This is a genomic window from Enterobacter sp. 50588862 (assembly GCF_001462935.1).
Classification (GTDB): domain Bacteria; phylum Pseudomonadota; class Gammaproteobacteria; order Enterobacterales; family Enterobacteriaceae; genus Enterobacter; species Enterobacter bugandensis.
Genome location: NZ_LNHM01000007.1, coordinates 466,527 through 492,596 on the forward strand (window position 1 = coordinate 466,527; position 26,070 = coordinate 492,596).

At 55.0% G+C, this 26,070-nt stretch carries 27 protein-coding genes, 1 pseudogene and 1 riboswitch; of the genes and pseudogenes, 17 read left to right on the top strand and 11 right to left on the bottom strand.

The window, feature by feature from the left end:
- The first annotated feature begins 54 nt into the window (after positions 1-54).
- The 3 genes from proQ (at position 55) to htpX (ending at position 3,884) form a co-directional block, all read left to right on the top strand.
- Positions 55-741, top strand: a complete 687-nt coding sequence (proQ, locus tag APT89_RS02665; protein ID WP_028013543.1) for an RNA chaperone ProQ — start codon at positions 55-57, stop codon at positions 739-741.
- Between the two features lie 19 nt (positions 742-760).
- A complete protein-coding gene (gene prc, locus APT89_RS02670) occupies positions 761-2,809 on the top strand; it encodes a carboxy terminal-processing peptidase (protein WP_028013542.1) in 2,049 nt (682 codons plus the stop codon).
- 193 nt (positions 2,810-3,002) lie between these two features.
- Positions 3,003-3,884, top strand: coding sequence for a protease HtpX (gene htpX, locus APT89_RS02675; protein ID WP_010432647.1), 882 nt, complete (start codon positions 3,003-3,005; stop codon positions 3,882-3,884).
- A gap of 50 nt (positions 3,885-3,934) precedes the next feature.
- On the opposite strand, the gene APT89_RS02680 is transcribed toward htpX, so the two are convergent.
- Complete coding sequence (locus APT89_RS02680) at positions 3,935-5,308, bottom strand: MFS transporter (protein WP_060571707.1); 1,374 nt, start codon at positions 5,306-5,308, stop codon at positions 3,935-3,937.
- 178 nt (positions 5,309-5,486) lie between these two features.
- Here APT89_RS02680 and kdgR point away from each other — a divergent pair, with 178 nt between their 5' ends.
- Complete coding sequence (gene kdgR, locus APT89_RS02685; RefSeq protein WP_059353968.1) at positions 5,487-6,278, top strand: DNA-binding transcriptional regulator KdgR; 792 nt, start codon at positions 5,487-5,489, stop codon at positions 6,276-6,278.
- 65 nt (positions 6,279-6,343) lie between these two features.
- On the opposite strand, the gene APT89_RS02690 is transcribed toward kdgR, so the two are convergent.
- Positions 6,344-6,583: a YobH family protein gene (locus APT89_RS02690; protein WP_041909477.1), complete on the bottom strand. Its 240-nt coding sequence runs from the start codon at positions 6,581-6,583 to the stop codon at positions 6,344-6,346.
- 159 nt (positions 6,584-6,742) lie between these two features.
- On the opposite strand from APT89_RS02690, the gene mgrB reads away from it, so the two are divergent.
- From mgrB to rlmA, 7 genes and pseudogenes are all read left to right on the top strand, one after another.
- Positions 6,743-6,886, top strand: coding sequence for a PhoP/PhoQ regulator MgrB (gene mgrB / locus APT89_RS02695; protein WP_006175995.1), 144 nt, complete (start codon positions 6,743-6,745; stop codon positions 6,884-6,886).
- A gap of 74 nt (positions 6,887-6,960) precedes the next feature.
- The gene (locus APT89_RS02700) at positions 6,961-7,251 is read left to right on the top strand and encodes a YebO family protein (RefSeq protein ID WP_060571708.1); all 291 of its coding nucleotides are present in this window, start codon (positions 6,961-6,963) and stop codon (positions 7,249-7,251) included.
- A 23-nt stretch (positions 7,252-7,274) separates the two neighbouring features.
- Entirely contained in the window at positions 7,275-8,264 is a 990-nt protein-coding gene (locus APT89_RS02705; RefSeq protein ID WP_072201652.1) for an MBL fold metallo-hydrolase, read from the top strand.
- A gap of 524 nt (positions 8,265-8,788) precedes the next feature.
- Positions 8,789-8,933: pseudogene (locus tag APT89_RS02710) on the top strand (DUF2627 domain-containing protein).
- Between the two features lie 13 nt (positions 8,934-8,946).
- Positions 8,947-9,156, top strand: a complete 210-nt coding sequence (cspE, locus tag APT89_RS02715; protein WP_001062678.1) for a transcription antiterminator/RNA stability regulator CspE — start codon at positions 8,947-8,949, stop codon at positions 9,154-9,156.
- Positions 9,157-9,373: 217 nt separating this feature from the next.
- Complete coding sequence (gene ftsI, locus APT89_RS02720; protein ID WP_028013537.1) at positions 9,374-11,092, top strand: peptidoglycan glycosyltransferase FtsI; 1,719 nt, start codon at positions 9,374-9,376, stop codon at positions 11,090-11,092.
- Between the two features lie 67 nt (positions 11,093-11,159).
- Entirely contained in the window at positions 11,160-11,975 is an 816-nt protein-coding gene (gene rlmA / locus APT89_RS02725) for a 23S rRNA (guanine(745)-N(1))-methyltransferase (RefSeq protein ID WP_041909483.1), read from the top strand.
- On the opposite strand, the gene mntP is transcribed toward rlmA, so the two are convergent.
- The 5 genes from mntP to manX form a co-directional block, all read right to left on the bottom strand.
- Positions 11,972-12,538 (bottom strand): manganese efflux pump MntP, encoded by a 567-nt coding sequence (mntP, locus tag APT89_RS02730; protein ID WP_060571871.1) that lies wholly within the window; start codon positions 12,536-12,538, stop codon positions 11,972-11,974. The genes rlmA and mntP overlap by 4 nt on opposite strands.
- 1 nt (position 12,539) lies before the next feature.
- Positions 12,540-12,739: riboswitch (yybP-ykoY riboswitch) on the bottom strand.
- Between the two features lie 198 nt (positions 12,740-12,937).
- A complete protein-coding gene (locus tag APT89_RS02735) occupies positions 12,938-13,396 on the bottom strand; it encodes a DUF986 family protein (RefSeq protein WP_060571710.1) in 459 nt (152 codons plus the stop codon).
- Between the two features lie 54 nt (positions 13,397-13,450).
- Entirely contained in the window at positions 13,451-14,302 is an 852-nt protein-coding gene (locus tag APT89_RS02740) for a PTS mannose transporter subunit IID (RefSeq protein WP_006810994.1), read from the bottom strand.
- Between the two features lie 12 nt (positions 14,303-14,314).
- Positions 14,315-15,115 carry a PTS mannose transporter subunit IIC gene (gene manY / locus APT89_RS02745; protein ID WP_003859914.1) on the bottom strand — a complete coding sequence of 267 codons (801 nt, stop codon included), beginning with the start codon at positions 15,113-15,115 and terminating at the stop codon, positions 14,315-14,317.
- Between the two features lie 47 nt (positions 15,116-15,162).
- Complete coding sequence (gene manX, locus APT89_RS02750; protein ID WP_028013533.1) at positions 15,163-16,131, bottom strand: PTS mannose transporter subunit IIAB; 969 nt, start codon at positions 16,129-16,131, stop codon at positions 15,163-15,165.
- A 316-nt stretch (positions 16,132-16,447) separates the two neighbouring features.
- Here manX and APT89_RS24765 point away from each other — a divergent pair, with 316 nt between their 5' ends.
- Complete coding sequence (locus APT89_RS24765) at positions 16,448-16,606, top strand: protein YoaL (protein WP_374208903.1); 159 nt, start codon at positions 16,448-16,450, stop codon at positions 16,604-16,606.
- Entirely contained in the window at positions 16,594-18,153 is a 1,560-nt protein-coding gene (gene yoaE, locus APT89_RS02755; protein ID WP_028013532.1) for a CNNM family cation transport protein YoaE, read from the top strand. The genes APT89_RS24765 and yoaE overlap by 13 nt, the downstream gene beginning before the upstream one ends.
- A gap of 240 nt (positions 18,154-18,393) precedes the next feature.
- Here yoaE and sdaA read toward each other — a convergent pair whose 3' ends face one another.
- The 3 genes from sdaA to pabB form a co-directional block, all read right to left on the bottom strand.
- On the bottom strand, positions 18,394-19,758 hold the full coding sequence (sdaA, locus tag APT89_RS02760; RefSeq protein ID WP_028013531.1) for an L-serine ammonia-lyase: 1,365 nt from the start codon (positions 19,756-19,758) through the stop codon (positions 18,394-18,396).
- A 184-nt stretch (positions 19,759-19,942) separates the two neighbouring features.
- Positions 19,943-20,521, bottom strand: a complete 579-nt coding sequence (locus APT89_RS02765; RefSeq protein WP_041909487.1) for a CoA pyrophosphatase — start codon at positions 20,519-20,521, stop codon at positions 19,943-19,945.
- Positions 20,522-20,523: 2 nt separating this feature from the next.
- Positions 20,524-21,852: an aminodeoxychorismate synthase component 1 gene (gene pabB / locus APT89_RS02770; protein ID WP_041909489.1), complete on the bottom strand. Its 1,329-nt coding sequence runs from the start codon at positions 21,850-21,852 to the stop codon at positions 20,524-20,526.
- A gap of 61 nt (positions 21,853-21,913) precedes the next feature.
- Here pabB and APT89_RS02775 point away from each other — a divergent pair, with 61 nt between their 5' ends.
- Positions 21,914-22,096, top strand: coding sequence for a YoaH family protein (locus APT89_RS02775; RefSeq protein WP_008500497.1), 183 nt, complete (start codon positions 21,914-21,916; stop codon positions 22,094-22,096).
- 6 nt (positions 22,097-22,102) lie between these two features.
- On the opposite strand, the gene APT89_RS02780 is transcribed toward APT89_RS02775, so the two are convergent.
- Positions 22,103-22,447 (bottom strand): RidA family protein, encoded by a 345-nt coding sequence (locus tag APT89_RS02780; protein ID WP_041909491.1) that lies wholly within the window; start codon positions 22,445-22,447, stop codon positions 22,103-22,105.
- A 133-nt stretch (positions 22,448-22,580) separates the two neighbouring features.
- Here APT89_RS02780 and APT89_RS02785 point away from each other — a divergent pair, with 133 nt between their 5' ends.
- The 3 genes from APT89_RS02785 to APT89_RS02795 all read left to right on the top strand — a co-directional run bounded on the left by APT89_RS02785 (position 22,581) and on the right by APT89_RS02795 (position 25,872).
- Positions 22,581-24,491, top strand: a complete 1,911-nt coding sequence (locus APT89_RS02785) for an ATP-dependent DNA helicase (RefSeq protein WP_060571711.1) — start codon at positions 22,581-22,583, stop codon at positions 24,489-24,491.
- A 66-nt stretch (positions 24,492-24,557) separates the two neighbouring features.
- Positions 24,558-25,253, top strand: a complete 696-nt coding sequence (tsaB, locus tag APT89_RS02790; protein WP_041909495.1) for a tRNA (adenosine(37)-N6)-threonylcarbamoyltransferase complex dimerization subunit type 1 TsaB — start codon at positions 24,558-24,560, stop codon at positions 25,251-25,253.
- A gap of 37 nt (positions 25,254-25,290) precedes the next feature.
- On the top strand, positions 25,291-25,872 hold the full coding sequence (locus tag APT89_RS02795) for a Slp family lipoprotein (RefSeq protein WP_041909497.1): 582 nt from the start codon (positions 25,291-25,293) through the stop codon (positions 25,870-25,872).
- Positions 25,873-26,070 lie beyond the last annotated feature (198 nt).

Below are 26,070 nucleotides of genomic sequence, written 5' to 3' on the forward strand. Positions count from 1 at the left end.
ACGCCTGTTCATGCCTGCGCTTGTTGGCAACGTCCGTTGTAATCAGGAAATTTCATGGAAAATCAACCTAAGTTGAATAGCAGTAAAGAAGTTATCGCATTTCTGGCCGAGCGTTTCCCGCAGTGCTTCAGCGCGGAAGGTGAAGCACGTCCCCTGAAAGTCGGTATTTTTCAGGATCTGGTAGCGCGTGTTGAAGGGGAAATGAACCTCAGCAAAACTCAGCTGCGTTCTGCCTTACGTCTTTATACTTCGAGCTGGCGTTACCTGTACGGTATCAAACCGGGCGCGACCCGCGTGGATCTCGACGGCAACCCTTGCGGCGAGCTGGACGAGCAGCACGTAGAACACGCGCGCAAGCAGCTGGAAGAAGCCAAAGCACGCGTTCAGGCACAACGTGCAGAACAGCAGGCGAAAAAACGCGAAGCCGCAGCGGCAAACGGCCAGGAAGAAGCGCCTCGTCGTGAGCGTAAACCACGTCCTGCGCCTCGTCGTCACGACAATAACGATCGCAAACCGCGTGCAGACAAACCAGCAGCGAAAGCCCCTCGTGCGCCTCGTGAAGAGCAGCGCCATACTCCGGTTTCTGACATTAACGCCCTGAGCGTGGGTCAGGCTCTGAAGGTAAAAGCGGGCAACAACGCAATGGACGCCACCGTACTGGAAATCACCAAAGATGGCGTTCGTGTACAGCTGACTTCTGGTATGTCAATGATTGTACGCGCAGAACACTTGTTGTTCTGAAACGGAGGCCAAGCCTGGCATGAACACTTTTTTTAAGCTCACCGCGCTGGCGGGCCTGTTTGCCATAACAGGTCACGCTTTCGCAGTGGACGATATCACGCGTGTTGATCAAATTCCGGTACTCAAGGAAGAGACGCAGCACGCGACGGTAAGCGAGCGTGTAACCTCTCGCTTTACCCGCTCGCACTATCGTCAGTTCGATCTCGATCAGGCCTTTTCGGCCAAAATCTTTGACCGCTATCTGAACTTGCTGGATTACAGCCATAACGTTTTGCTCGCCAGCGATGTCGAGCAGTTCGCTAAGCGCAAATCCGAGGTGGGTGATGAGCTGCGGTCAGGCAAGCTGGATCTGTTCTACGATCTCTACAACCTGTCGCAGAAGCGCCGCTTTGAACGCTATCAGTACGCGCTGAAAGTGCTGGAACGTCCAATGGACTTCACCGGCAACGACACCTTTAATCTCGATCGCAGCAAAGCGCCCTGGCCGAAAGACGAAGCCGAGCTGAACGCGCTGTGGGATGGAAAGGTCAAATACGATGAGCTAAGCCTCAAGCTGACCGGCAAAGATGAAAAAGAGATCCGCGACACGCTGACGCGTCGTTACAAATTTGCCATTCGCCGTCTGGCGCAGACCAACAGTGAAGATGTTTTCTCACTGGCGATGACCGCCTTTGCGCACGAAATCGATCCGCACACCAACTATCTCTCTCCACGCAATACCGAACAGTTCAATACTGAGATGAGCCTGTCTCTGGAAGGTATTGGCGCGGTACTGCAAATGGATGATGACTACACGGTGATCAACTCCATGGTCGCGGGCGGCCCGGCATCCAAAAGCAAAGCGATAAGCGTAGGCGATCGCATTGTGGGGGTAGGACAAACCGGTCAGAGCATGGTTGATGTCATTGGCTGGCGTCTGGACGATGTGGTTGCGCTGATCAAAGGTCCGAAAGGCAGCAAAGTTCGTCTGGAAATTCTGCCTGCCGGTAAAGGCACCAAAACCCGTATCGTGACACTGACCCGCGAGCGTATCCGTCTGGAAGACCGCGCGGTGAAAATGTCGGTGAAAACCGTGGGTAAAGAGAAGGTGGGTGTCCTGGATATCCCTGGCTTCTACGTGGGGCTGACCGACGATGTAAAAGTTCAGCTGCAGAAACTTGAGAAGCAGAACGTGAGCAGCGTCATCATCGACCTGCGCACGAACGGTGGCGGTGCGCTGACCGAAGCGGTGTCGCTCTCAGGCCTGTTTATCCCGTCTGGCCCGGTTGTACAGGTGCGTGATAACAACGGTAAAGTTCGTGAAGATGCTGATAACGACGGTGTGGTCTATTACAAAGGCCCGCTGGTGGTCCTGGTTGACCGCTTCAGCGCATCCGCATCTGAAATCTTTGCCGCTGCAATGCAGGACTATGGCCGCGCGCTAATCGTGGGTGAGCCCACCTTCGGCAAAGGTACTGTTCAGCAGTATCGCTCGCTGAACCGTATTTACGATCAGATGCTGCGTCCGGAATGGCCTGCGCTGGGCTCCGTTCAGTACACCATTCAGAAGTTCTACCGCGTTAACGGCGGCAGTACGCAGCGTAAAGGCGTAACGCCGGATATCATGATGCCGACCGGCACGGAAGAGACCGAAACCGGCGAGAAGTTTGAAGATAACGCGTTGCCGTGGGACAGCATCAATGCTGCGACATTCGTGAAGGCAGGTGATATGACGCAGTTTGGCCCTGAGCTGCTGAAAGCGCATAATGAACGCATCGCGAAAGATCCGGAATTCCAGTACATCATGAAGGACATTGCGCGTTTCAATGCCCTGAAAGATAAGCGGAATATTGTTTCTCTGAACTACGCTCAGCGTGAAAAAGAGAACAACGAGGACGACGCAACGCGTCTGGCGCGTATCAACGATCGCTTCAAGCGAGAAGGTAAGCCTCTGCTCAAGAAACTGGACGATCTGCCAAAAGATTACCAGGAGCCGGATCCATACCTGGACGAGACGGTGCATATCGCGCTCGACCTGGCGAATCTGGAAAAAGAGAAGCCTGCCGTACAGCCCGCTCCGGCAAAATAATCTCCCAACAGGCACAAGAAATTGTGCCTGTTTCTTTTTGTTCTGCATCCTTCCGTCAGGCTGATTTCCAATTGTGTAAAGTTGTGTCTTTCTGGTGACTTACGCCCACCGGATGCTTGAAAATAGCCGTAATACCCATACGATGTGGGTAATCGCATAGTGCGTTTTGTTAAACTGAGGTTAAAAGAAAATTATGATGCGAATCGCGCTCTTCCTGCTCACCAACCTGGCGGTGATGGTGGTTTTCGGGCTAGTGCTAAGCCTGACGGGAATTCAGTCGAGCAGCGTTCAGGGTCTGTTGATTATGGCGCTGCTGTTTGGTTTTGGTGGCTCTTTCATTTCCCTGCTGATGTCAAAGTGGATGGCGCTGAAATCCGTAGGCGGTGAGGTGATTGAACAGCCGCGTAACGACATGGAACAGTGGCTGATGAATACGGTGGCACAGCAGTCTAAGCAGGCAGGCATTGCGATGCCGCAGGTTGCTATTTACCATGCCCCGGATATTAACGCGTTTGCTACGGGTGCCCGTCGTGATGCGTCGCTGGTTGCCGTGAGCACCGGGTTGTTGCAGAACATGAGCCGTGACGAAGCCGAAGCGGTTATCGCGCACGAAATCAGCCATATCGCCAACGGTGACATGGTGACCATGACCCTGATTCAGGGTGTGGTGAACACCTTCGTTATCTTCATCTCTCGTATCCTGGCGCAGATTGCGGCTGGCTTCATGGGGGGCAACCGTGATGAAGGTGAAGAGAGCAACGGTAATCCGCTGATCTACTTCGCCGTATCGATGGTGCTGGAACTGGTGTTCGGTATTCTGGCCAGCATTATCACCATGTGGTTCTCCCGTCACCGTGAGTTCCATGCGGATGCCGGTTCAGCGAAGCTGGTAGGGCGTGAAAAGATGATTGCCGCCCTGCAGCGTCTGAAAACCAGCTACGAGCCGCAGGAAGCGAACAGCATGATGGCCTTCTGCATCAACGGCAAATCAAAGTCGCTGAGCGAGCTGTTTATGTCTCACCCACCGCTGGATAAACGTATTGAAGCGCTGCGCAGTGGAGAATACCTGAAGTAACGCTAAGCGCTTAAATAAGCCGGGCAGGAGAACACTCCGCCCGGCTTTTTTTATGCCTGAACGCCGGGTTGGGTCACGCGCAACCCGCTGACGATGGCTGCAAGGGTGGCAAGGGCGCCTGCGGTGAGAAGCGCAACGTGGTTGCCGTTTTGCCCGGCAAGGTTAAACATCAGGGCAACCAGCGCCGCACCGGTGCTTTGCCCCAGCAGACGCGCGGTCCCCAACATGCCGCTGGCACCTCCGCTGCGGTGGCGCGGTGCAGAGGTAATAATGGTGTGGTTGTTGGGGGACTGAAACAGGCCAAACCCGGCTCCGCACAGGATCATGCGCCAGATGATGTCCAGATCCCCTGGCGATGATGGCAGTAGCGCCAGCGCGAAAAGACCTGTTGCCATCACGGCCAGCCCCACCGCGCCCAACAAACCGGCATGTACACGTTCTATTAAATAACCTGCCAGGGGGGCCATCACCATCGTCGCCAGCGGCCAGGGGGTTAACAGCAGCCCGGTCTCCACTTCGGAACGTCCTATCACGCTTTGCAGGAAGAAGGGCAGAGAAACCAGAGCCAGCATCTGGGCGCAGAATGAGCAGACGGAGGTGCAGATGGAAAGCGAAAAGAGGGGAATACGCAGCAGATCGACCGGCAGTAAGGGCACCGGCAGGGAAAGCTGGCGGCGAACAAAGAAGAAGCCCGTCACCAGCAGGGCAACAAGCTCCACGGCGGTTAGCATCAGGGATTGACCCTGCGCAAAACCGCTCAGGGCGGTAATCAGCAGACCAAAGGTGAGCGCATTCATCACCGCGCTTGCTACGTCAAAGCGCGGCATGGTGCTTTTCGGGCCGTTAGCGGGGAGAAATCGCATGGCAAAGAAGATGGCCACGATACCCAGCGGCACGTTTATGGCGAACAGCCACTGCCACGAGGCGACAGAAAGAATGGCCGCTGCAATCGTTGGCCCGGCGGCAGAAGAGACCGCGACAATAAACGAATTTATCCCCATGCCGCGGCCCAGATGGCGGTGCGGATAGATTAAGCGGATTAGCGCCGTATTGACGCTCATCAGCGCCGCGCCGCCAAAACCTTGCGCGATGCGCGCCAGCGTCAGCGTATGCAGGGAGTCCGAAAGGGCGCACAGCAGTGATGTAAAGGTAAATACCACCAGCCCGCACTGATATACCCGACGGTAGCCGAACATATCGCCCAGAAAAGAAAAGGAGAGCAGGGAAACCACAATCGCAATCTGATAGGCGTTAACAATCCATATCGAACTGGCCGGGGAAGCATGCAGATCGGTGGCAATGGTGGGAAGGGCAACGTTCGCAATCGCGCCGTCAAGAACGGCCATTGAGATACCAATAATAATCGTAGCGATAGCGCCATACCGCTGGGGCAAAGGCAGGCCATCGGAAAGGTTCTTTTCCATCGGGGATAAATAGCTCAGAGTGAAATTATTCTCAGGGTAACTATTTTAGCATCGTTAACACCGTTTTATGTCGCAGATTTGTAACGAAGTAAACGCGGATTGATTGCAGGTAACATGACGGGAATTTATAATAAAAACCGGTTCTGATTTTTATAAAACACTCTCTATGAGGTGGTAAATGGCAATTGCGGATTTGGATAAACAGCCAGATTCAGTTTCTTCCGTGCTGAAGGTGTTTGGCATCTTACAGGCGCTCGGGGAAGAGCGTGAAATTGGTATCACAGAGTTGTCACAGCGCGTGATGATGTCGAAAAGCACCGTTTACCGCTTTTTGCAAACCATGAAATCACTGGGTTACGTTGCACAGGAAGGCGAATCTGAAAAATATTCTCTGACGCTGAAACTGTTTGAACTGGGTGCCCGGGCATTGCAAAACGTGGATCTGATCCGTAGCGCGGATATTCAGATGCGCGAGATCTCCCGCCTGACCAAAGAGACTATCCACCTGGGCGCGCTGGATGAAGACAGTATTGTTTACATCCATAAAATTGACTCCATGTATAACCTGCGTATGTATTCGCGCATTGGTCGTCGCAACCCGCTTTACAGCACGGCAATCGGTAAGGTTCTGCTGGCGTGGCGCGATCGTGAAGAAGTTAAACAGATCCTCGATGGCGTGGAGTACAAACGCAGTACAGAACGCACCATTACTAACACCGATGAGTTATTAACGGTGCTCGACAAGGTGCGTGAGCAAGGGTATGGCGAAGATAACGAAGAGCAGGAAGAAGGGCTGCGCTGTATTGGCGTTCCGGTGTTTGACCGTTTTGGCGTCGTGATTGCGGGGTTGAGCATCTCTTTCCCAACGCTTCGCTTCTCGGAAGAGCGCCTGCACGAGTACGTGGCTATTCTGCATACCGCCGCGCGTAAGATTTCTGATCAGATGGGTTACCACGACTATCCGTTCTAACCCCGGTTAGCATAAAAAACGCCGCATCTTTGCGGCGTTTTTTTATTTGTCGTAAACGCTGTGGCTCAGCCATTATCAATCACGACGGAGGTCTTACGCAGTACCGGGCAGTTGGTTAACCCAATGATCCCGCTATCCGAATGGAGATACTGCGCCGTGCTGACTCCCTGTGCTGTTAAATACTTACATTGAATGCCTAACCCTGCTGCGTTTTCGGTGCTTCCCACCAGCACGCCATAACCCGTTAAAAGAAGGCCAATCCAGAGTATCGCCAGTGCAACAATTGTACGAATAATTAAGCGCATTATTACCTCTTTATCATTGTTATCATGACACTAGCCTAACCGGTTTACGTAATGAAACAAGTGCAGGATTCTGAAAAGAGCCTGATGGCGCTACAGTTAGTCCTTGTTTAAGATAACCGTGATAACCTGGTCATATCAGGTCTTTAAACGGAGTGTGGAGTGAAAAAAATACGCTGGGTGATTCTGATTATCGTGCTGATAGCGTGCGTGGTGTTGTGGACGCAGACTATCAACGTGATGTGCGATCAGGATGTACAGTTTTTTAGCGGCGTTTGCGCAATCAATAAGTTTATTCCGTGGTAGCACGCATTTTTTCTTCAGGTGATTTCCTTCCTTCGCGCCAGTGGTAAAATAGACGTTTTTATTGAGGTGGTGAAATGGGTGAGTTACTGAATTCAGGGCTGCTAAATATGGCATTCCTGACGATCTCTTTGGTTGTTCTGCTGGTGGGGCTGGTCATTTGGTTTTTCGTAAACCGTGCCAGTTCACGTACCAATGAGCAGATCGAACTGCTGGAAGCGCTGCTTGAGCAGCAAAAACGGCAGAATGCACTGTTGCGTCGTCTGTGCGAGGCTAACGAGCCGGAAGAGAAAGAAGCACAAAAAGAAGCGGTCGCTGACGAGAACAACGATCAAGACGATTTTATCCGCCTGGTGGCTGAGCGTTAATCGTATTATTCCGGGAGGTGGCAGTGGTCTGGAAAAATCCCTGGTATGACCCCTCCCTGAAACATCACACCCCAAACGGTTTTCGTAATACCACTTCTGCAGGACACCAGCCTGGCGACCTTGACCGCTGGCGCAAAGAACGCAAAGCAGCTGGCTTACCGAAGCCGCCCGCGCTCGGCTACGATGACTTTATCCGGCGGTGGTGGCAACCGGCCGATCTTCAGCAGCCGCAGCAGGATGGGGCGTGGTGGCTCGGACATGCGAGCATACTGCTGCAGCTGGACGGCAATATCCTTCTTACCGATCCCGTTTTTTCAAGGCGCGCTTCTCCACTTCCTTTCTTAGGGCCGCAGCGTAGAACGCCTCCGGCACTCTCTGTCGATCAACTGCACCAGCTTGACGCGGTCGTTATCTCGCATAACCATTACGATCATCTTGATGAACTCACTGTTCGCCACATTCTCAAACGCTTTCCCGACGTCAGTGTGTTTGTTCCTTTAGGCCTGGGCGGCTGGTTTCGCCGCCGGGGCGCAAAACAGGTGGTTGAGCTCGACTGGTGGCAGAGTTTTACCTGGCAGGGGATAACATTATCCGCCGTACCGGCGCAGCACTGGAGTATGCGCACGCTCTGGAACCGCAATCGCTCATTGTGGTGCGGCTGGGTCTTTGAAGGGCGGCATCACCGGTTCTGGTTTAGTGGCGATACCGGCTATTCGCCTGAGCTGCTGATGATACCGGAACGTTTGGGGAAAATTGATGCTGCAGCATTGCCCGTTGGCGCCTATGCTCCACGATGGTTTATGGCCGTACACCATATGGATCCCCAGTCTGCCGTTGCGCTGTGGCAACAGTTAGGTTGCCCGCTGGCGTTCCCTGTTCACTGGGGCGTGTTTGAGCTGGCGGATGAAGCGCTGGATGACCCCATAAAAGAATTAACTGATGCGCTGGATAATGTAGCACCAGTTAATAATACTTTCAGGATACTGAAAGTTGGCGAGTATTTACCCTTATAAACGAAGCGATGAATTGTTGCGTATATTATGTATGTATTCGTCGTCAGGAAAATTTTAATTTTATCGAAACGTTTTGCTTGCCTTGTTTTGATGCAGAGTCATAAAAATTTCATTATTTTGGTGCATAACAATGCTAATTACCTGATGGATTTTAATACAGAAGGGTGCGGATTATTAACATCGTTTTTGGCTGAAACAATACGGTCACGTTACAATGATTTAAGCATAAGTTTTCACAATTTGTTCTAACTCAATCAACACCAAAGATTTCTTTTCCCGACTGCTGGACGCATTGTAATGATTGAGCTATGTTAAAAAAGTCTTAGATTACAGCGGTTGTGCAAGCAGCGTTGAGTCTGTGTAAGGGAGTATAGACGTCTGTTTGAGAAGCGCATAATTGTGCAATTCCTTACAGACAGTGTTCGAATTTGTGCGGCGGATCGAGACATGTTTAAAAATGGCTTGCCATATTAAACATAGTGTGTGATAACCCGTTTTGGGTCAAACGAGGTACAGTTCTGTTTATGTGTGGCATTTTCAGTAAAGAAGTCCTGAGTAAACACGTTGTCGTTGAATACCGCTTCTCTGCCGAACCTTATATTAGTGCCTCATGCAGTAATGTCTCAGTTTTATCTCAGTTAATGCCTGCGGGCTAAGAAAACACTCTAAGGAATTTTGCAAAATGGCAAAGATTAAAGGTCAAGTTAAGTGGTTCAACGAGTCTAAAGGTTTTGGTTTCATTACTCCTGCTGATGGCAGCAAAGACGTGTTCGTACACTTCTCTGCAATCCAGGGTAACGGCTTCAAAACTCTGGCCGAAGGCCAGAACGTTGAGTTCGAAATTCAGGACGGCCAGAAAGGCCCAGCTGCAGTTAACGTAACTGCTATCTGATCGAACCGCTGCTGACTGGGGCGCATAGCGCTTCACTCTCAGACATAAAGCCTCGCATCATGCGGGGCTTTTTTATTCCCTATCTTTCAAAATATTACTATCTACGGTCTTGTTAGCAACTTGTTGCAAAGCTGCGAGGTTAGTATCACAGTTTCGCCTCCCTAAGCGCATCTTTTCTCGTTAAATCAGAGCGTTGTTTAACAGCTCTGGGGTTCAGGTGAAGAAAAAATTGATATTAACCGCTGGCAATTTCACGCCGGCGCGTTTTGCGCTGCTCTGTTTCGCTATTTTCTGCAGTCTGGCCTTTTTACTTGGCCGCGTTGCCTGGCTACAAATCATCAAACCTGACAATCTGGTGAAGCAAGAAGATATGCGATCCCTCCGTCAGCTGGCGATTGATGCGCCGCGTGGGATGATTATGGATCGTGAAGGGCGACCGCTGGCGGTCAGCGTGCCCGTCCGGGCCGTATGGGCCGATCCAAAAACGGTGCTGGCAAAAGGGGGCGTTGGGTTTGATGAACGCTGGCAGGCGCTGGCGAGCGCGCTGCATCTTTCGTTGAGCACCCTTTCATCACGAATTAACGCCAACCCCCAGGGCCGCTTCATCTACCTGGCGCGTCAGGTCGATCCTGCTCAGGCGAAGTGGATTGATAAGCTCAATTTACCCGGCATTAATTTGCGCGATGAATCCCGCCGCTTTTACCCGGCAGGCCACGTGGCGGCGAACCTGATTGGCTTCACCAATATTGACGGGCAGGGCATTGAAGGGGTGGAGAAAAGCTTCAACACTCAGCTGACCGGTAAAGCGGGTGTCCGACAGGTCCGGGAGGATCGCTACGGGCGCGTGGTTGAAAACCTGACGGAAGTGGCACCCACGCCGGCACATAACATCCAGTTGAGTATTGACGAGCGGCTGCAAACCATTACCGAAGACGCGCTGGACAATGCCGTCGCCTGGAATAAGGCCGAGTCAGGGGCATCGGTGCTCATTAATATCCCCACCGGGGAAATACTCGCCATGGCGAGCTATCCGGATTTCAATCCCAATAACCGGGAAGGCGCAACGATAAACGATTTTCGCAACCGGGCAATCAGCGATACGTTCGAGCCCGGTTCGACCGTTAAGCCGCTGGTGTTGATGACGGCTCTGCAGCAGGGGCTGGTCCAGCCGGACAGCGTCATTGATACCCACCCGTATACCCTTGACGGGCATCGTATCCGCGACGTGGGTTATTATCCTGAGCTGACTATGACCGGGATCCTGCAAAAATCGAGCGACACCGGCGTATCCCGGCTCTCGCTGGCGATGCCTGTCCAGCATCTTATTGATACTTATCGAAACTTTGGATTTGGCACCAACACGGGGCTTGGCTTAACGGGCGAAAGCGCCGGGCTGTTGCCACAGCGTAAATACTGGAGTCAGCTAGACCGTGCGACTTTTGCCTTTGGCTACGGCCTGATGGTCACACCGCTCCAGCTTGCCCACGTCTACGCGACGATTGGCGGCTTCGGGCTTGAGCGTCCACTCTCCATCACCCGCATCGATCCCCCGGTTATCGGCCACCGCGTCATGCCGGAGGAGATCGCGCATGAAGTGGAGCACATGATGGAAAGCGTCGCGCTGCCCGGCGGCGGGGGCGTTAAGGCCGCCGTTCGCGATTATCGCGTGGCGGTTAAGACCGGGACGGCGAAGAAAATTGATGATAGCGGCAAATATGTCGATAAATACGTCGCCTATACCGCAGGCGTTGCGCCTGCCAGCGACCCGCGTTTCGCCCTGGTGGTGGTGATTAACGATCCACAAAACGGGGCCTACTATGGCGGGGCGGTTTCCGCGCCGGTCTTCAGCGAAATCATGGGCAACGTGCTGCGCCTGGAGAATATTAAACCCGATGGCCTGCCGGCCGGTTCAGACCACCTTATCGTCATGCGGTAATCCAGCCATTTTATAGCAGGGCGAATAGCGGTACACTTCGCCCTTTGGTTTATCTCCCGGAGTTTCCATGTCCTTCAGCTGTCCCCTTTGCCACGCGTCACTGACGCGCTCAGATAAAAGTTATGCCTGTCCGCAGGGACATCAGTTTGATATGGCGAAAGAAGGGTATGTGAATCTTCTTCCGGTGCAGCACAAGCGCTCCCGCGATCCGGGCGATAGCGCAGAGATGATGCAGGCGCGCAGGGCGTTTCTCGATGCCGGGCACTATCTGCCGCTACGGGAGACGGTAGCGCAGATGCTGGGTGACTTATTGCCTGATTCGGCGTCCGCCATGCTTGATATCGGCTGCGGGGAAGGGTACTACACCGCACGGTTTGCGGATGTGGTGCGGGAGAAGGGGGCCGTGACATTCGGTCTCGACGTGTCGAAAGTGGCGATCCGCGCAGCGGCTAAACGTTACGCTGGCGTGACGTTTTGCGTGGCATCCAGCCACCGGCTGCCGTTTGATAATGCCAGTATGGATGCCGTTATCCGCATCTACGCGCCGTGTAAAGCAGACGAGCTGGCGCGCGTGGTGAAGCCCGGAGGCTGGGTGATAACCGTCACGCCGGGCCCGCGTCACCTGATGGAGCTGAAGGGACTCATTTACGATGAGGTGCGTCTGCATGCCCCCCACTCTGAACAGCTGACAGGCTTTACGCTGAAGCAGGAGCATTCAGTGGCGTATGAAATGAGTTTGAACGGGGAAGAAGCGGTAGCCCTGCTGCAGATGACGCCGTTCGCGTGGCGGGCAAAGCCGGAAGTATGGGATGCATTAGCGGCTCGGACGACGTTTGGCTGCCAGACGGATTTCAGTATCCACGTCTGGCAGCGCGACGCTTAAGGCGCGAAGTGTGCCCAGAGGATCTGGGCACCAATGCCGATCAGAACAATACCGCCTAAGATCTCGGCGCGTTTACCCAGCAGCGGGCCAATAAACCGCCCGACCATCATGCCCAGCGTGGACATAATCAGCGTTGCACAGCCAATGGCCAGCGCGGTGGCGATAATATTGACCTGCAGGAATGCCAGACCCACCCCGACGGCCATGGCGTCCAGGCTGGTGGCAATTGCCGTGGTGACCAGCAGCCAGAAACCGTGGCGGTGCAGCGGTGCTTCATCTTCATCATCATTCCCGCGAAAACCTTCAATCATCATTCGGCCTCCGAGAAACACCAGCAGGACGAACGCAATCCAGTGGTTCCACTCCAGCACGAACTGGCTGGCGAGCATGCCCAAACCCCAGCCGATGAGCGGCGTCAGCGTTTCGATGGCACCAAAGATCAGACCGGTGCGCAGAGCTTCTGTGAATCTAGGTTTGTGGAGCGTGGCGCCTTTGCCGATGGAGGCGGCAAATGCATCCATGGACATGCCAAAAGCGAGAAGGATCGTAGCGGAGATGTTCATAAGAGCGTCCAGACCGGGGATATCCATATGACACATCACTGCCCCCAGTAAACAGCAGTTGATGTATCTATGGTCTCGCCTGATCTCTTTTGCACGGTAAGCGTGCTGAAAGCGATCCGTACGCGCCACGTTTTTCAACGAGTATGTTGACGCGTACATTTCCTGCGTGCAGGAAATCGGCTACTCCCCAACGACGGGCGCAACCTTAACATATTTTGAGAATATAAAACAACAACGAGCAAGGCTTAATTTATCTGCGTCTTTGATAACGATTTTCATTTAGGTTTATGCGTGAAAATATCGTTAATAAATATAAGTCTAAGAGGAGAGAAGATATAGCAACGGCTATATTCTTTGCGAAAGAATATCACAATATATAGCCGAGGTTATAATGTTAACTTATTGAGTTTTAACGAGTAATGCGTAGATTTTCTCAAGGTCATCAATATTTTTGACCCGAATGAGCAGGCGGCGCTGTTCTAATTGCATCACTAACACGCCGTCTTCGGATAAATTCATCTCTTTAATGCGGTTATATTCTATCCATACGTTGGCGAAGAAGAATCCCTGTTTTTTAAAAATGAGTTTCGGCGAGCGGATCCAGAACAGGTAAATCGCCATTAATGCCAGCGCACATAATAACCATGTGGTTAATATTGCACCGTGGCTGGTCACGTTATTGTAAATCAGAATGACCACCAGGCCGGCGAAGATAAATGCATCAATGCGTCCACGGCGTAAGAGGGGAAGGGTCAGCAGCGTCTCGCCGTTACGGCGAGGCATAATAAACTCGTCATAGATCGCGTAAGCCAGAAGGGCAACAATAAACAACACCAGTACGATGTCCGTAACAGTCATTCATCCTCCAGATAAAAAGACCGGGGGCAAGCCCCCGGTCGATAACGCAATGTTTTACAGGCCCAGCAGGCCGACAGCGTAGCCCGCGATACCGATGACGAAGAAGCCAACGATGATCCACAGCGGGTTCACTTTCTTACGCAGCAGCCACATACAGGCGAAGGTCAACAGCAGCGGCACCAGGCCAGGCATCAGCTGGTCCAGAATCGTCTGCACGGTGGTGACGCGGGTTTGACCATCCTGACCGGTGATGGTCGAAACCACCAGCGGGATGTTCACGTGCGTCCACTTGTTAACCAGCGCCCCCATGACAAACAGGCCGAGAATAGAGGCCCCCTCGGTCAGTTTCTGCAGGAAGCCGCCGCCCATATCCTTAACGATGTCCACGCCCTTACGGTAGCCGTAGGCCACGCCGTAGTAACGGGTCAGCAGACGTACCGCGTTGAACAGGATAAAGAACAGCAGAGGACCGAGCAGGCTGCCGCTCATCGCGATCCCGGCACCCAGCGCCGCGAAGACCGGACGAACAGTACCCCAGAAGATAGGGTCGCCCACGCCGGCCAGCGGACCCATCAGACCGACTTTGATACCGTTGATGGCACCATCGTCAATCTCCGCGCCGTTCGCACGCTGCTCTTCCATCGCCAGCGTCACGCCCAGAACCGGAGCCGCGACGTAAGGATGGGTGTTGAAGAATTCCAGGTGACGCTTAATCGCCTGACGGCGTGCTTCGTTGTTCTCAGGGTAGAGGCGTTTTATCGCCGGCACCATTGAGAAGCAGAAGCCCAGCGCCTGCATACGTTCGAAGTTCCATGAACCCTGAAACAGGTTAGAACGGATGAACACGCCACGAATATCACCCGGAGTGAGTTTTTTCTCGGTGGTAGTTTTTGTCATATCAACCATTTCGCTCACCTGTTAGTCCAGTTCGTTATCGAGATCGTTGTTACCAGCAGCCTGCGCTGGGGCACCCGCAACACGGTTGTATTTCGGGCTGAGCTGGATGTAGAGAATCGCCATCACGGCACCAATCACGCCCAGCGCAACCAGGTTGAAGTTGGTGAATGCTGCGGTGACGAAGCCGAGGTAGAAGAACGGCATCAGATAGCCCGCGCGCATCATGTTGATGACCATCGCGTAACCTACCACGACGATCATACCGCCCGCGATGTTCAGACCGCTGGTGACCACTTCAGGAATCGCGTTCAGCATGCCCTGGACTTCACTGGTGCCGACAGAGATCGCAACGATAACCGCCGGGATTGCGATACGCATCGCCTGCAGGAACAGGGAAGACACGTGGATCCAGGAGAGTGCCGTGAGGTTGCCGTTCTCGGCCGCCTTATCTGCCGCGTGCTGGAAGGCCACGGTGATGGTACGAACGATGATGGTCAGCACCTGGCCTGCTGCGGCCAGAGGAATGGCAAGGGCAATACCTGCACCAATACTCTGATGACCGGCAATAACCAGAACGGTTGAGATGATAGAGGCCAGTGCGGCATCAGGCGCAACGGCGGCACCGATGTTCATCCAGCCCAGGGCGATCATTTCCAGCGTACCACCGATGATGATACCGGTTTTCATATCACCCAGAACGGCACCGATCAACGTACAGGCCACCAGAGGGCGGTGGAACTGAAATTCATCAAGTACGGATTCCATACCCGCAATACACGCGACGATGAACACCAGCACAATCTGAAGAGTGGTAATCTCCATTGTACTTCTCCTATAACATAAGCTTTATGTGAAAAACCGGCGCGGGCTTATTTCCCAACTTTACCGATCAAATCCATCATTTTCAGTTTCTGGTCAGTGGAAACCTTACGGGCTTCAAGCTCAATACCGCGGGCATTCAGCTTGTTGAACGCCTCGATATCTTTCGCATCAACTGAAATCGCGTTGTTGACCTGCGTTTTGCCCTGCCGGAAAGCCATACCGCCGATGTTCACGGAGGTGATTTTCACGCCGCCTTCAACAATGCGCTCGACGTCTGTCGGGTTAGTAAACAGGAGCATCACGCGTTCACCCGCATATTTCGGGTTGTTGTAAACGCGGATCATCTTGGCGACATCCACAACGTGCGCGGTAACGCCCGGTGGTGCAACCTGAGTCAGAAGGGTTTTACGGACAGTATCGGCGGCCACTTCGTCACTGACCACGATGATACGCTGTACGTTGGTCTCTTTGGTCCAGCGAGTCGCAACCTGTCCGTGAATCAGACGGTCATCAATACGCGCCAGGCCGATAACCATGTAATCGTTCGGTCCCATCGGTTTTGCCGGTGCTGCTGCTTTCGGTGCCGCCGCAGCCGGGGCAGGGGCGGGTTTTTCAACCGGCTGGGCCTTCAGGGCTTTCACCCCTTCGCGGCCGGTTTCAACGGCCAGCGCGACCAGCTCATCGAAGCCTGGGTTGTCGTCGCGCGCCATAAAGGTTTCCACCAGCATGGGAATGTTTACCCCGGCGACGACTTCATAATGCTCTTTATCGACGACAATGCGGCTGGCAGCATTAAACGGACTGCCGCCCCATGTATCGACGAGAAACAGCACGCCTTTGCTGGTATCCAGCTTCGCGAGTTGAGCGTTGTACTTCTCAATCAGCGTCTCGGCATTTTCACCGGGAACGAAATCGATCCAGCCGACGTTTTCCTGCTCGCCCAACAGCATCTCTGCCGTTTTGAGTAGCTGCTCAGCAGCCCAACCATGTGTGCCTATGACAATAGCAATGGTCACTTGCTACCTCCTTTTATTATCATTAATACGCCTGCCGGGCAGACGTACTGAGAATCGTATTGGCGAACCGAATCGATTCAGATAAGGGTTAGAGTTCAAAAAACTAAGACTTCCGCGAATTATTTTAGATAGTGAAAAAATAATTTATGTGATGAAGATCCGTAATTTAGCCACGCGTTACAGAATTATCTGTAGCGTATAGCCGCTGTGTTACAGAACTTTGCAAAGGAACGTAAATCTTTGCTAAAAACACAGTCTCTCTGATATGTTTAGCCTCCGTTTACTTGTTCAGGAGTATAGGGCTACAGCCCACTATATGGACCGTCACCGACGTCAGTCATCTACCAGGCCATTCCGCGCCTTTTTCACCGGCGAACCACGCCACGTATCAACTCTGTCTGCCTCTTATTTGCCCACGTTGAGTGGGGCACCGTTTTGTCATTCCTTTAGCAGGAGCTTGTCATGGAATTCTTAATGGACCCGTCAATCTGGGTGGGACTGCTCACGCTGGTGGTGCTGGAGATCGTTCTCGGCATCGATAACCTGGTGTTTATCGCCATCCTTGCGGATAAGCTGCCGCCAAAACAGCGTGATAAAGCGCGTCTGATTGGACTCTCGCTGGCGCTGGTCATGCGACTGGGGCTGCTCTCCGTGATCTCGTGGATGGTCACGCTGACCAAACCGCTGTTCTCCGTCATGGATTACACCTTCTCCGGCCGTGATTTGATCATGCTAATCGGGGGGATATTCCTGCTGTTCAAAGCGACAACAGAGCTGCATGAACGGCTGGAGAACCGGCAGCATGATGATGGTCACGGTAAGGGCTACGCCAGCTTCTGGGTCGTGGTGCTGCAAATTGTGGTGCTGGATGCAGTCTTCTCGCTGGATGCGGTGATTACCGCGGTCGGTATGGTGAACCACCTGCCGGTGATGATGGCGGCTGTCGTGATTGCGATGGCGGTGATGCTGCTGGCCTCGAAACCGCTGACGCGCTTCGTCAACCAGCATCCGACGGTGGTCGTGCTCTGTCTGAGCTTCCTGCTGATGATTGGTTTGAGCCTGGTGGCGGAAGGTTTCGGCTTCCATATTCCGAAAGGCTACCTGTACGCCGCGATTGGCTTCTCGATCCTGATCGAACTGTTCAACCAGATTGCGCGTCGTAACTTTATTAAGCAGCAGTCAAATCAGCCGCTGCGTGCCCGAACGGCGGACGCCATTCTGCGCCTGATGGGCGGACGCCGTCAGGTGAACGTCCAGTCTGACCCTGAAAACCGTAACCCGGTGCCGGTTCCGGAAGGGGCATTTGTGGAAGAAGAACGCTACATGATTAACGGCGTGCTCTCCCTGGCCTCCCGCTCGCTGCGCGGCATCATGACGCCGCGCGGGGAAATTAGCTGGGTCGATGCGAACCTGAGCGTTGATGAAATTCGTCAGCAATTGCTCTCATCTCCGCACAGCCTGTTCCCGGTATGCCGCGGTGAGCTGGATGAAATCATCGGCGTGGTTCGGGCGAAAGAGATGCTGGTGGCGCTGGAAGAGGGCGTCAACGTGGAGGCCATTGCAGCTTCGTCGCCGGCGATTGTCGTACCGGAAACGCTGGATCCGATCAACCTGCTGGGCGTATTGCGTCGCGCGCGCGGTAGCTTTGTTATCGTCACCAACGAGTTTGGTGTGGTACAGGGGCTGGTGACGCCGCTGGACGTGCTTGAAGCGATTGCCGGTGAATTCCCGGATGAAGACGAAACGCCTGAAATTGTGGCCGACGGCGAAGGCTGGCTGGTCAAAGGTGCGACCGACCTGCACGCGCTCTCGCATACGCTGGGGCTGGAAAACGTGGTTAACGATGAAGAAGACATCGCAACCGTGGCGGGGCTGGTTATCGCCGTAAACGGTCAGATCCCGCGCGTCGGGGATGTGATCGAGCTTCCTCCATTGCACATCACTATCGTTGAAGCTAACGACTACCGCGTCGATCTGGTCCGCATTGTTAAAGAACAGTCTGCACACGACGAAGACGAATAAGTCTGCTTAACGGGTACGATGTGCCCGTTACGATCTTCTGGCGGGGAAGATATTCCCGCCAGCCATTGTGGCGTTACTACCGCGCCTGCTTCTCTCTCAACCCGTTCGCTATTTAGCCGCTGCCTGATGTCAGGCCGAGCGCGAGCAGCCGCGACCGTAAAAGTGTAGTGGGGAAAGAAGAAGGAGACGAGAATGAAGGGAGAAATTCGCCCATCCGTTGCGGATGGGCGAAAGAGAGGATCAGTCGCACTGCACCTTAATGGCCAGACCGCCGCGCGACGTTTCACGGTACTTCGCGTTCATGTCTTTGCCGGTTTCGTACATGGTTTCGATAACCTTATCCAGCGACACGCGTGGTTCGCTGGTACGGCGCATCGCCATGCGCGAGGCGTTAATCGCTTTGACGGAGGCAATCGCGTTACGCTCAATGCACGGCACCTGCACCTGGCCTGCGACCGGATCACAGGTCAGACCGAGGTTATGCTCCATGCCAATTTCCGCCGCCACGCAAACCTGTTCAGGGCTTGCGCCCAGCAGCTCGGCCAAACCGGCCGCCGCCATGGAGCAGGCCACGCCTACTTCACCCTGACAGCCCACTTCAGCGCCTGAAATGGACGCGTTCATCTTGTACAACGCGCCGATAGCGCCTGCCGCGAGGAAATAACGGATATAAATATCCGGCGTCACAGGCTCGATAAAGTGATCGTAGTAGGCCAGCACCGCCGGAACGATCCCGCACGCACCGTTGGTTGGCGCAGTCACGACGCGCCCCCCAGCGGCGTTCTCTTCGTTCACCGCCAGAGCAAACATGTTCACCCAGTCAACTACGTTCATCGGGTCGTTAGAGAATTTGTCCGTGGTCACCAGCATACGGCGCAGGGCAGAGGCACGACGCGGCACGCGCAGTGGCCCTGGCAGTACGCCTTCGGTGTTCATCCCGCGATCGATACAGGCGCGCATGGTTTGCCACACGTTGGCAAAATAGTCTTCGATCTCTTTTTTGCTGTGCAGCGCCAGCTCGTTCTGCATCACCATGCCGGACAGCGACAAACCGGTCTCTTTGCAGTAGCCCAGCATCTCGGTGGCCGATTTGAACGGATAGGGCACGTTCACGTCGCCCGCGCTCTCTTTACCGAAATGCTCTTCGTCAACGATGAAGCCACCGCCGATGGAGTAGTAGGTTTTGCTGTAGATCTCTTTTTCGCCGCTCCAGGCGTGGATAGTCATGCCGTTTTCATGCAGCGGCAGGTTGTCGCTGCGAAAACGCATGCCGTCATCCTGCGGAAAATCCACTTCGTGCTGACCGTTAGCCAGCAGCAGGCGACCGCGCGCTTCCACGTCGCGGATGAATGCCGGGATGGCATCAATATCAACAGTGTCCGGCATATTGCCCGCCAGACCCATAATAATGGCGATATCGGTGTGGTGGCCTTTACCCGTTAATGACAGTGAACCGTAAACGTCTACGGCGACACGGGTAACGCTTTCCAGTAATCCTTTTTCGACCAGATCATCGACGAACTGTTTACCGGCCTTCATCGGCCCTACAGTGTGGGAAGAAGAAGGACCAATCCCCACTTTGAACATGTCGAATATACTAATCACTTTCACACTCCTGACAGGGTTACCGGGGTTCCAGTAACGATGTTATAACTGCGCATAGTGTAAGAGGGAACACCAACCTCGGCTTAACTATTCACATGAATTAAACTAATGGTTAACGATGGGTTTTGCTAATAGCGCGACGCAGATCGCAAACCTGCAAAAAAGGCTGGAATGTAAAGTATAGTCAAGGCTTCAGGCCGATTTGTAGCGCCAGTTCACGAATGATGCCCGCCGTCATGCCCCAGACAAAATAATGCTGATACCAGGACAACCAGACCCGATGGTCATGCCCCCGGCGATGGATATCCAGCGGATGATAGCGGCTTAGCCGGAGCGCCTCTTCAAGCGGCATCTCAAACACCGCAGAGACTTCGTCGACGCTGGCGTGATACTGAAGATTGGGGGGGATAATGCCGACTACCGGCGTGACCTGAAAGCCGGTCACGCTGTCGACGGGCGGCAGCACGCCAATGACTTCCACCGCGTCAGGCGGGATCGCCACCTCCTCCTGCGCTTCCCGCAGCGCGGCGGCAATCAGCGACGCATCGGTGCTGTCCACCGCGCCTCCCGGGAAGGCCACCTGACCGGCGTGTTTGCGCATATGCGGCGAACGCTGCGTAAGCAGCAGGCCCGGCTGTTCCCGGCGCACCACCGGGATCAGCACCGCCGCCTGACGCTGATTCAGCGTGGCGCGGTTGACCTGCGGCCGTAGCAGCTGAAAGCGCGACAGAAAATCATCCAGCGTCAGGTTCTCTTTGTCCACCGTTAGTTCTCCAGTTGCTTCAGGATGCGGTTCACCTTATCAAAGGTTTCCTGATATTCCGCCTCGACCTGGCTGTCCGCCACAATGCCGCCGCCCGCAGAACAGTACAGATTGCCGCCGCAGGCCGTCAGCGTGCGAATGGTAATGCTGGTATCCATGGTGCCGCACAGGCTGATATAGCCGATGCTGCCGCACCAGGCGTTGCGGCGGTGCGGTTCCAGTTCGTCGATGATTTCCATGGCGCGAATTTTTGGCGCACCGGTGATGGAGCCGCCCGGGAACGCGGCCCGGAGCAGATCGCAGGCGGTGCGAGAGGCGGGCAGACGCGCGGTGATGGTGCTGACCAGATGATGCACTGCCGGGAAAGGCTCGACGACGAACAGCTCCGGCACGCGCACGCTGCCTGGTTCGGCGACCCGGCCAATATCGTTACGCATCAGGTCGACAATCATCAGGTTTTCGGCGCGATCCTTCGGTGACCCGGCGAGTTTCTCCGCCTGCTGGCGATCGGCGTCCGGATCGGCAAGGCGCGGCAGCGTGCCTTTAATCGGGCGGGTCTGAATCGTCCCTTCCGCCAGATGGATAAAACGCTCCGGCGACAGGCTGAGGATGGCCCCCTGTTTCAGACGTACAAACGCGCTGAACGGAGCCCTGTTGTTGGCATTGAGACGGGTAAACGCCTGCCACTCGTCCCCCTGGTATGCTGCCTGGAAACGCTGGGCAAGGTTAACCTGATAGCAGTCGCCGCTTTGCAGATAGGCCTGCACGCGGGAGAATTTTTCCGCGTATTCCGGCGCGGTCATGTTTGAGCGCCAGCCGGAGGTCAGGGTGAACGCCTCAGCTGGAGCAGGCTGTTGTGCCTCAAGCCAGGCCAGACGCGCCTGCACGTCATCATGGCTCAGCAGGGAGACCCTTTTTTTCTGGTGGTCCACAATCAACGCCCAGTCATACAGCCCCACGGCCATGTCCGGCAGGGCAATATCCGCCTGCGCATGCTCGGGCAGCATCTCGAAGCGGCGACCCAAATCGTAGCCAAACAGGCCCAGCGCGCCGCCCTGGAAGGGCAGGTCCAGGTTAGGGGTAGCGGATAAGCCCAGCGCGTTGATTTCCTGCTGAAGCTGCATCAGCGGATCGTCCGTCGTCGACAGATCGTCGGTCGTCAGCGTTTTCAGGGGATCGGCCACCAGAATATCGAAGCGGCTGTACGGGTGATCCGCATGGCCGGAGTGCAGCAGCATGGCAAAAGGAAGATGGCTCAGACGGGCAAACCAGAACTCAGCGGCGTCAGCGCGCCAGGGTAAGGTAACAACAATGGGGAAGCGCATGTTCATGTATGGCATACTACCGGGCAGCGTGAAATAATTAGCGCGAATAATTTAGCAGGAGTTGACGATGTTTGCAGGTTTACCTTCTCTGAGCCATGAACAGCAGCAGAAAGCGGTTGAGCGAATTCAGGAACTGATGTCCCAGGGGATGAGCAGCGGACAGGCGATTTCCCAGGTGGCGGAGGAGCTGCGCGCCACCCATACCGGCGAGCGGATCGTGGCGCGTTTTGAGGATGAAGATGAAGAGTAATCGGGCTTAAACCGCCGCGATAATCTTGATCTCAACCTTGTATTCCGGTTTCATCAGCGTGGCCTGTACGGTGCAGCGTACAGGCGCGTGACCCGCCACCACCCACGCATCCCAGGCTTTATTCATCGCCGCGAAATCGTCTTTATTTGCCAGGAAAATGGTCGCATCCAGAATGCGGGATTTATCGCTGCCCTGTTTTTTCAGCACCGCGTCAATCTGCGCCAGGGTATTCGCCGTCTGTTCGAACGCATCCGCGTCCAGATTTGACGGTACACCGGTGTAATACAGCGTCTGGTTATGGATCACCACATCAGACCAGCGGGCTTCGGCATCAATGCGCACAATTGTCATAAACGTTTCCTCGTTATTTTTCGTCGTCAGGCGGCAAGACTGCCATATTGTTCTGCCGTCGTCACTATTTGGGGTGGCACAGGAGAAGATGGGCTGACATAATCCCTGTGCAAAAATACAGTGAGAGAGCAACGTGGCAGACGATTTTTCCCCTGAAGGTCAATTAGCGCAGGCGATCCCCGGCTTCAAGCCCCGTGAGCCTCAGCGACAGATGGCGCACGCCGTTGCCCGCGCCATTGATCAGGCCCTGCCGCTGGTGGTTGAAGCCGGAACCGGCACGGGTAAGACCTATGCTTACCTTGCGCCGGCGCTGCGGGCGAAAAAGAAAGTGATAATTTCCACCGGATCGAAAGCGCTGCAGGATCAGCTCTACAGCCGCGATCTGCCTACCGTAGCAAAAGCGCTGAAATACAAAGGACGCCTGGCACTGCTGAAGGGGCGCTCCAACTATCTCTGCCTGGAGCGACTCGAACAACAGGCGCTGGCCGGCGGCGATCTGCCGGTACAAACCCTGAGCGACGTCATCATCCTGCGCGCCTGGGCGAACCAGACCGAAGAGGGCGATATCAGCACCTGCGCGAGCGTGCCGGAAGACTCCCCGGCCTGGCCGCTGGTGACCAGCACCAACGACAATTGCCTCGGCAGCGACTGCCCGCTGTATAAAGACTGTTTTGTGGTGAAAGCGCGCAAAACAGCGATGGACGCAGACGTGGTGGTGGTGAACCACCACCTGTTCCTCGCGGACATGGTGGTTAAGGACAGCGGTTTCGGCGAGCTGATCCCGGAGGCGGACGTGATGATCTTCGATGAAGCCCATCAGTTGCCGGATATCGCCAGCCAGTATTTCGGCCAGTCGCTCTCCAGCCGCCAGCTACAGGATCTGGCGAAAGATTTTACCATTGCCTACCGTACCGAACTCAAAGATACCCAGCAGCTGCAGAAGTGTGCCGACCGTCTGGCGCAAAGCGCACAGGATTTCCGCTTACAGCTTGGCGAGCCGGGCTATCGCGGCAACCTGCGCGAATTGCTGGCGGACAAAAATATCCAGCGCGCGCTGCTGCTGCTCGATGATGCACTTGAGCTCTGCTACGACGTGGCGAAGCTGTCCCTCGGACGCTCCGCGCTGCTTGACGCCGCCTTTGAACGCGCCACGCTCTATCGCGGGCGGCTCAAACGGCTAAAAGAGATCAACCAGCCGGGGTTCAGCTACTGGTATGAATGCACCTCACGGCACTTTACCCTGGCGCTCACGCCGCTGACGGTGGCCGATAAATTCAAAGAGGTGATGGCGCAGAAGCCGGGAAGCTGGATCTTCACTTCCGCAACCCTGTCTGTAAATGACGATCTGCACCACTTCACCGAACGCCTCGGTATTGAGCAGGCGGAATCACTGCTGCTGCCCAGCCCGTTTGATTACGAAAAGCAGGCGCTGCTTTGCGTGCCACGCAATCTCCCGCTGCCGAACCAGCCGGGGGCGGCGCGGCATCTCGCAGCGATGCTCAAGCCGATGATTGAGGCCAACAACGGGCGCTGCTTTATGCTCTGCACCTCACACGCCATGATGCGCGATCTCGCCGAGCAGTTTCGCGCCACCATGACCCTCCCTGTGCTGCTGCAGGGCGAAACCAGCAAAGGCCAGCTGCTGCAGCAGTTCGTCAGCGCCGGTAATGCCCTGCTGGTGGCAACCAGCAGCTTCTGGGAAGGGGTGGACGTGCGTGGCGACACGCTCTCGCTGGTGATCATCGATAAGCTGCCGTTCACGTCGCCGGACGATCCTCTGCTCAAGGCGCGGATGGAAGACTGCCGTCTGCGCGGCGGCGATCCGTTTGACGAGGTTCAGCTGCCGGATGCGGTCATTACGCTTAAGCAGGGGGTAGGGCGCTTAATCCGTGACGTCACCGATCGCGGCGTGCTGGTCATCTGCGATAACCGGCTGGTGATGCGTCCTTACGGCGCAACCTTTCTCGCCAGCCTGCCGCCCGCCCCGCGTACGCGGGACATTAAACGCGCGGTGCGTTTCCTGGCAAACCCAACGGCGGAGTAATTCGCTCCGGAGTGTGCTAAGATGCGCGCCATTTTGTGACTGACCCTTGCGAGAGCGCGACGACTGATGCGAATTCTGGCTATTGATACCGCGACAGAGGCTTGCTCTGTCGCACTGTTGAACGACGGTGCTGTTTCTGCCCATTTCGAAGAGTGCCCACGGGAACATACCCAACGCATTCTCCCCCTGGTTAAAGCCATTTTAACCCAGGGCAACACCTCCTTAACCGACCTCGACGCGCTGGCCTTTGGCCGCGGTCCCGGCAGCTTTACGGGCGTGCGCATTGGGATTGGCATCGCGCAGGGGCTGGCGCTGGGCGCTGACCTGCCGATGATCGGCGTCTCTACGCTTGCGACGATGGCGGAGGGTGCCTGGCGCATGACGGGCGCGACCCGCGTGCTCGCCGCTATTGACGCTCGCATGGGTGAAGTTTACTGGGCGGAATATACCCGCGATGAAAACGGCGTCTGGCACGGCGAAGAGACGGAAGCAGTGCTTAAGCCTGAAGCCGTTACTGAGCGCCTGAAGCAGCTGTCCGGCGAATGGGCGACCGTCGGCACGGGCTGGCCGGCGTGGCCAGAGATGGCGAGCGGCACCGGGTTGACGCTGGTGGACGGCAACATGCTCCTGCCTGCGGCAGAAGATATGCTCCCGATTGCCCGTCAACTGCTTGCAGCAGGAAAAACCGTGGCCGTTGAACACGCGGAACCGGTTTATTTGCGAAACACCGTCGCGTGGAAGAAACTTCCGGGCCGCGAGTGAATCTCAGTAACATGAACTGAGAAAAAGGAGTCGCATCATGGCGGTTCAGACTAAAGTAGTACGCCTTTTTATGGCAGGCGCGGTTGCCATAGCACTGAGCGGTTGCGTAACCGTACCTGATGCGATCAAGGGCAGCAGCCCGACGCCACAGCAGGATCTGGTTCGGGTAATGAATGCGCCCGAGCTTTACGTCGGCCAGGAAGCCCGCTTCGGTGGGAAAGTGATCGACGTGCAGAACCAGCAGGGGAAAACCCGTCTGGAAATTGCCACGGTACCGCTCGACAGTGGCGCGCGTCCCGTACTCGGTGAAGCCTCTCGCGGGCGTATCTATGCCGACGTTAGTGGTTTCCTCGACCCGGTCGATTTTCGCGGACAGCTGGTAACCGTTGTCGGGCCGATTACCGGTTCGGTGCAGGGCAAAATCGGCAACACGCCGTATAAATTTATGACCATGCAGGTGAATGGCTATAAACGCTGGCGTATCGCCCAGCAGGTGGTGATGCCGCCTCAGCCAATCGACCCATGGATGTGGGGCCCACATCCTTATCGTTACGGTTATCCGGGATGGGGCTGGTATAACCCGGGCCCTGCACAGGTGCAAACGATCGTAACTGAGTAACTTACTGTTATTGTTAAGAAAGAGACAGCGGCTCAGCCGCTGTCTCTGTTTTTTTACGGATAAAACGAAAAAAAAGAGTGACGCGCTTCGCAACCTGCAATCTGAACAATTAATAAACTGGTACGCTGAGTTAATATAATGTTAACAAACTGTTTATTATCGGGGCTGTGATGACGACGAACACTCATTTCAGAGGTG

Bases quoted from the DNA above. Each gene is read 5' to 3' on its own strand.
- proQ (WP_028013543.1), top strand. From the start codon at position 55: ATGGAAAATCAACCTAAGTTGAATAGCAGTAAAGAAGTTATCGCATTT.
- prc (WP_028013542.1), top strand. From the start codon at position 761: ATGAACACTTTTTTTAAGCTCACCGCGCTGGCGGGCCTGTTTGCCATA.
- htpX (WP_010432647.1), top strand. From the start codon at position 3,003: ATGATGCGAATCGCGCTCTTCCTGCTCACCAACCTGGCGGTGATGGTG.
- APT89_RS02680 (WP_060571707.1), bottom strand. From the start codon at position 5,308: ATGGAAAAGAACCTTTCCGATGGCCTGCCTTTGCCCCAGCGGTATGGC.
- kdgR (WP_059353968.1), top strand. From the start codon at position 5,487: ATGGCAATTGCGGATTTGGATAAACAGCCAGATTCAGTTTCTTCCGTG.
- APT89_RS02690 (WP_041909477.1), bottom strand. From the start codon at position 6,583: ATGCGCTTAATTATTCGTACAATTGTTGCACTGGCGATACTCTGGATT.
- APT89_RS02700 (WP_060571708.1), top strand. From the start codon at position 6,961: ATGGGTGAGTTACTGAATTCAGGGCTGCTAAATATGGCATTCCTGACG.
- cspE (WP_001062678.1), top strand. From the start codon at position 8,947: ATGGCAAAGATTAAAGGTCAAGTTAAGTGGTTCAACGAGTCTAAAGGT.
- rlmA (WP_041909483.1), top strand. From the start codon at position 11,160: ATGTCCTTCAGCTGTCCCCTTTGCCACGCGTCACTGACGCGCTCAGAT.
- mntP (WP_060571871.1), bottom strand. From the start codon at position 12,538: ATGAACATCTCCGCTACGATCCTTCTCGCTTTTGGCATGTCCATGGAT.
- APT89_RS02735 (WP_060571710.1), bottom strand. From the start codon at position 13,396: ATGACTGTTACGGACATCGTACTGGTGTTGTTTATTGTTGCCCTTCTG.
- APT89_RS02740 (WP_006810994.1), bottom strand. From the start codon at position 14,302: ATGGTTGATATGACAAAAACTACCACCGAGAAAAAACTCACTCCGGGT.
- manY (WP_003859914.1), bottom strand. From the start codon at position 15,115: ATGGAGATTACCACTCTTCAGATTGTGCTGGTGTTCATCGTCGCGTGT.
- APT89_RS24765 (WP_374208903.1), top strand. From the start codon at position 16,448: ATGGACCGTCACCGACGTCAGTCATCTACCAGGCCATTCCGCGCCTTT.
- yoaE (WP_028013532.1), top strand. From the start codon at position 16,594: ATGGAATTCTTAATGGACCCGTCAATCTGGGTGGGACTGCTCACGCTG.
- pabB (WP_041909489.1), bottom strand. From the start codon at position 21,852: ATGAACATGCGCTTCCCCATTGTTGTTACCTTACCCTGGCGCGCTGAC.
- APT89_RS02775 (WP_008500497.1), top strand. From the start codon at position 21,914: ATGTTTGCAGGTTTACCTTCTCTGAGCCATGAACAGCAGCAGAAAGCG.
- APT89_RS02780 (WP_041909491.1), bottom strand. From the start codon at position 22,447: ATGACAATTGTGCGCATTGATGCCGAAGCCCGCTGGTCTGATGTGGTG.
- tsaB (WP_041909495.1), top strand. From the start codon at position 24,558: ATGCGAATTCTGGCTATTGATACCGCGACAGAGGCTTGCTCTGTCGCA.
- APT89_RS02795 (WP_041909497.1), top strand. From the start codon at position 25,291: ATGGCGGTTCAGACTAAAGTAGTACGCCTTTTTATGGCAGGCGCGGTT.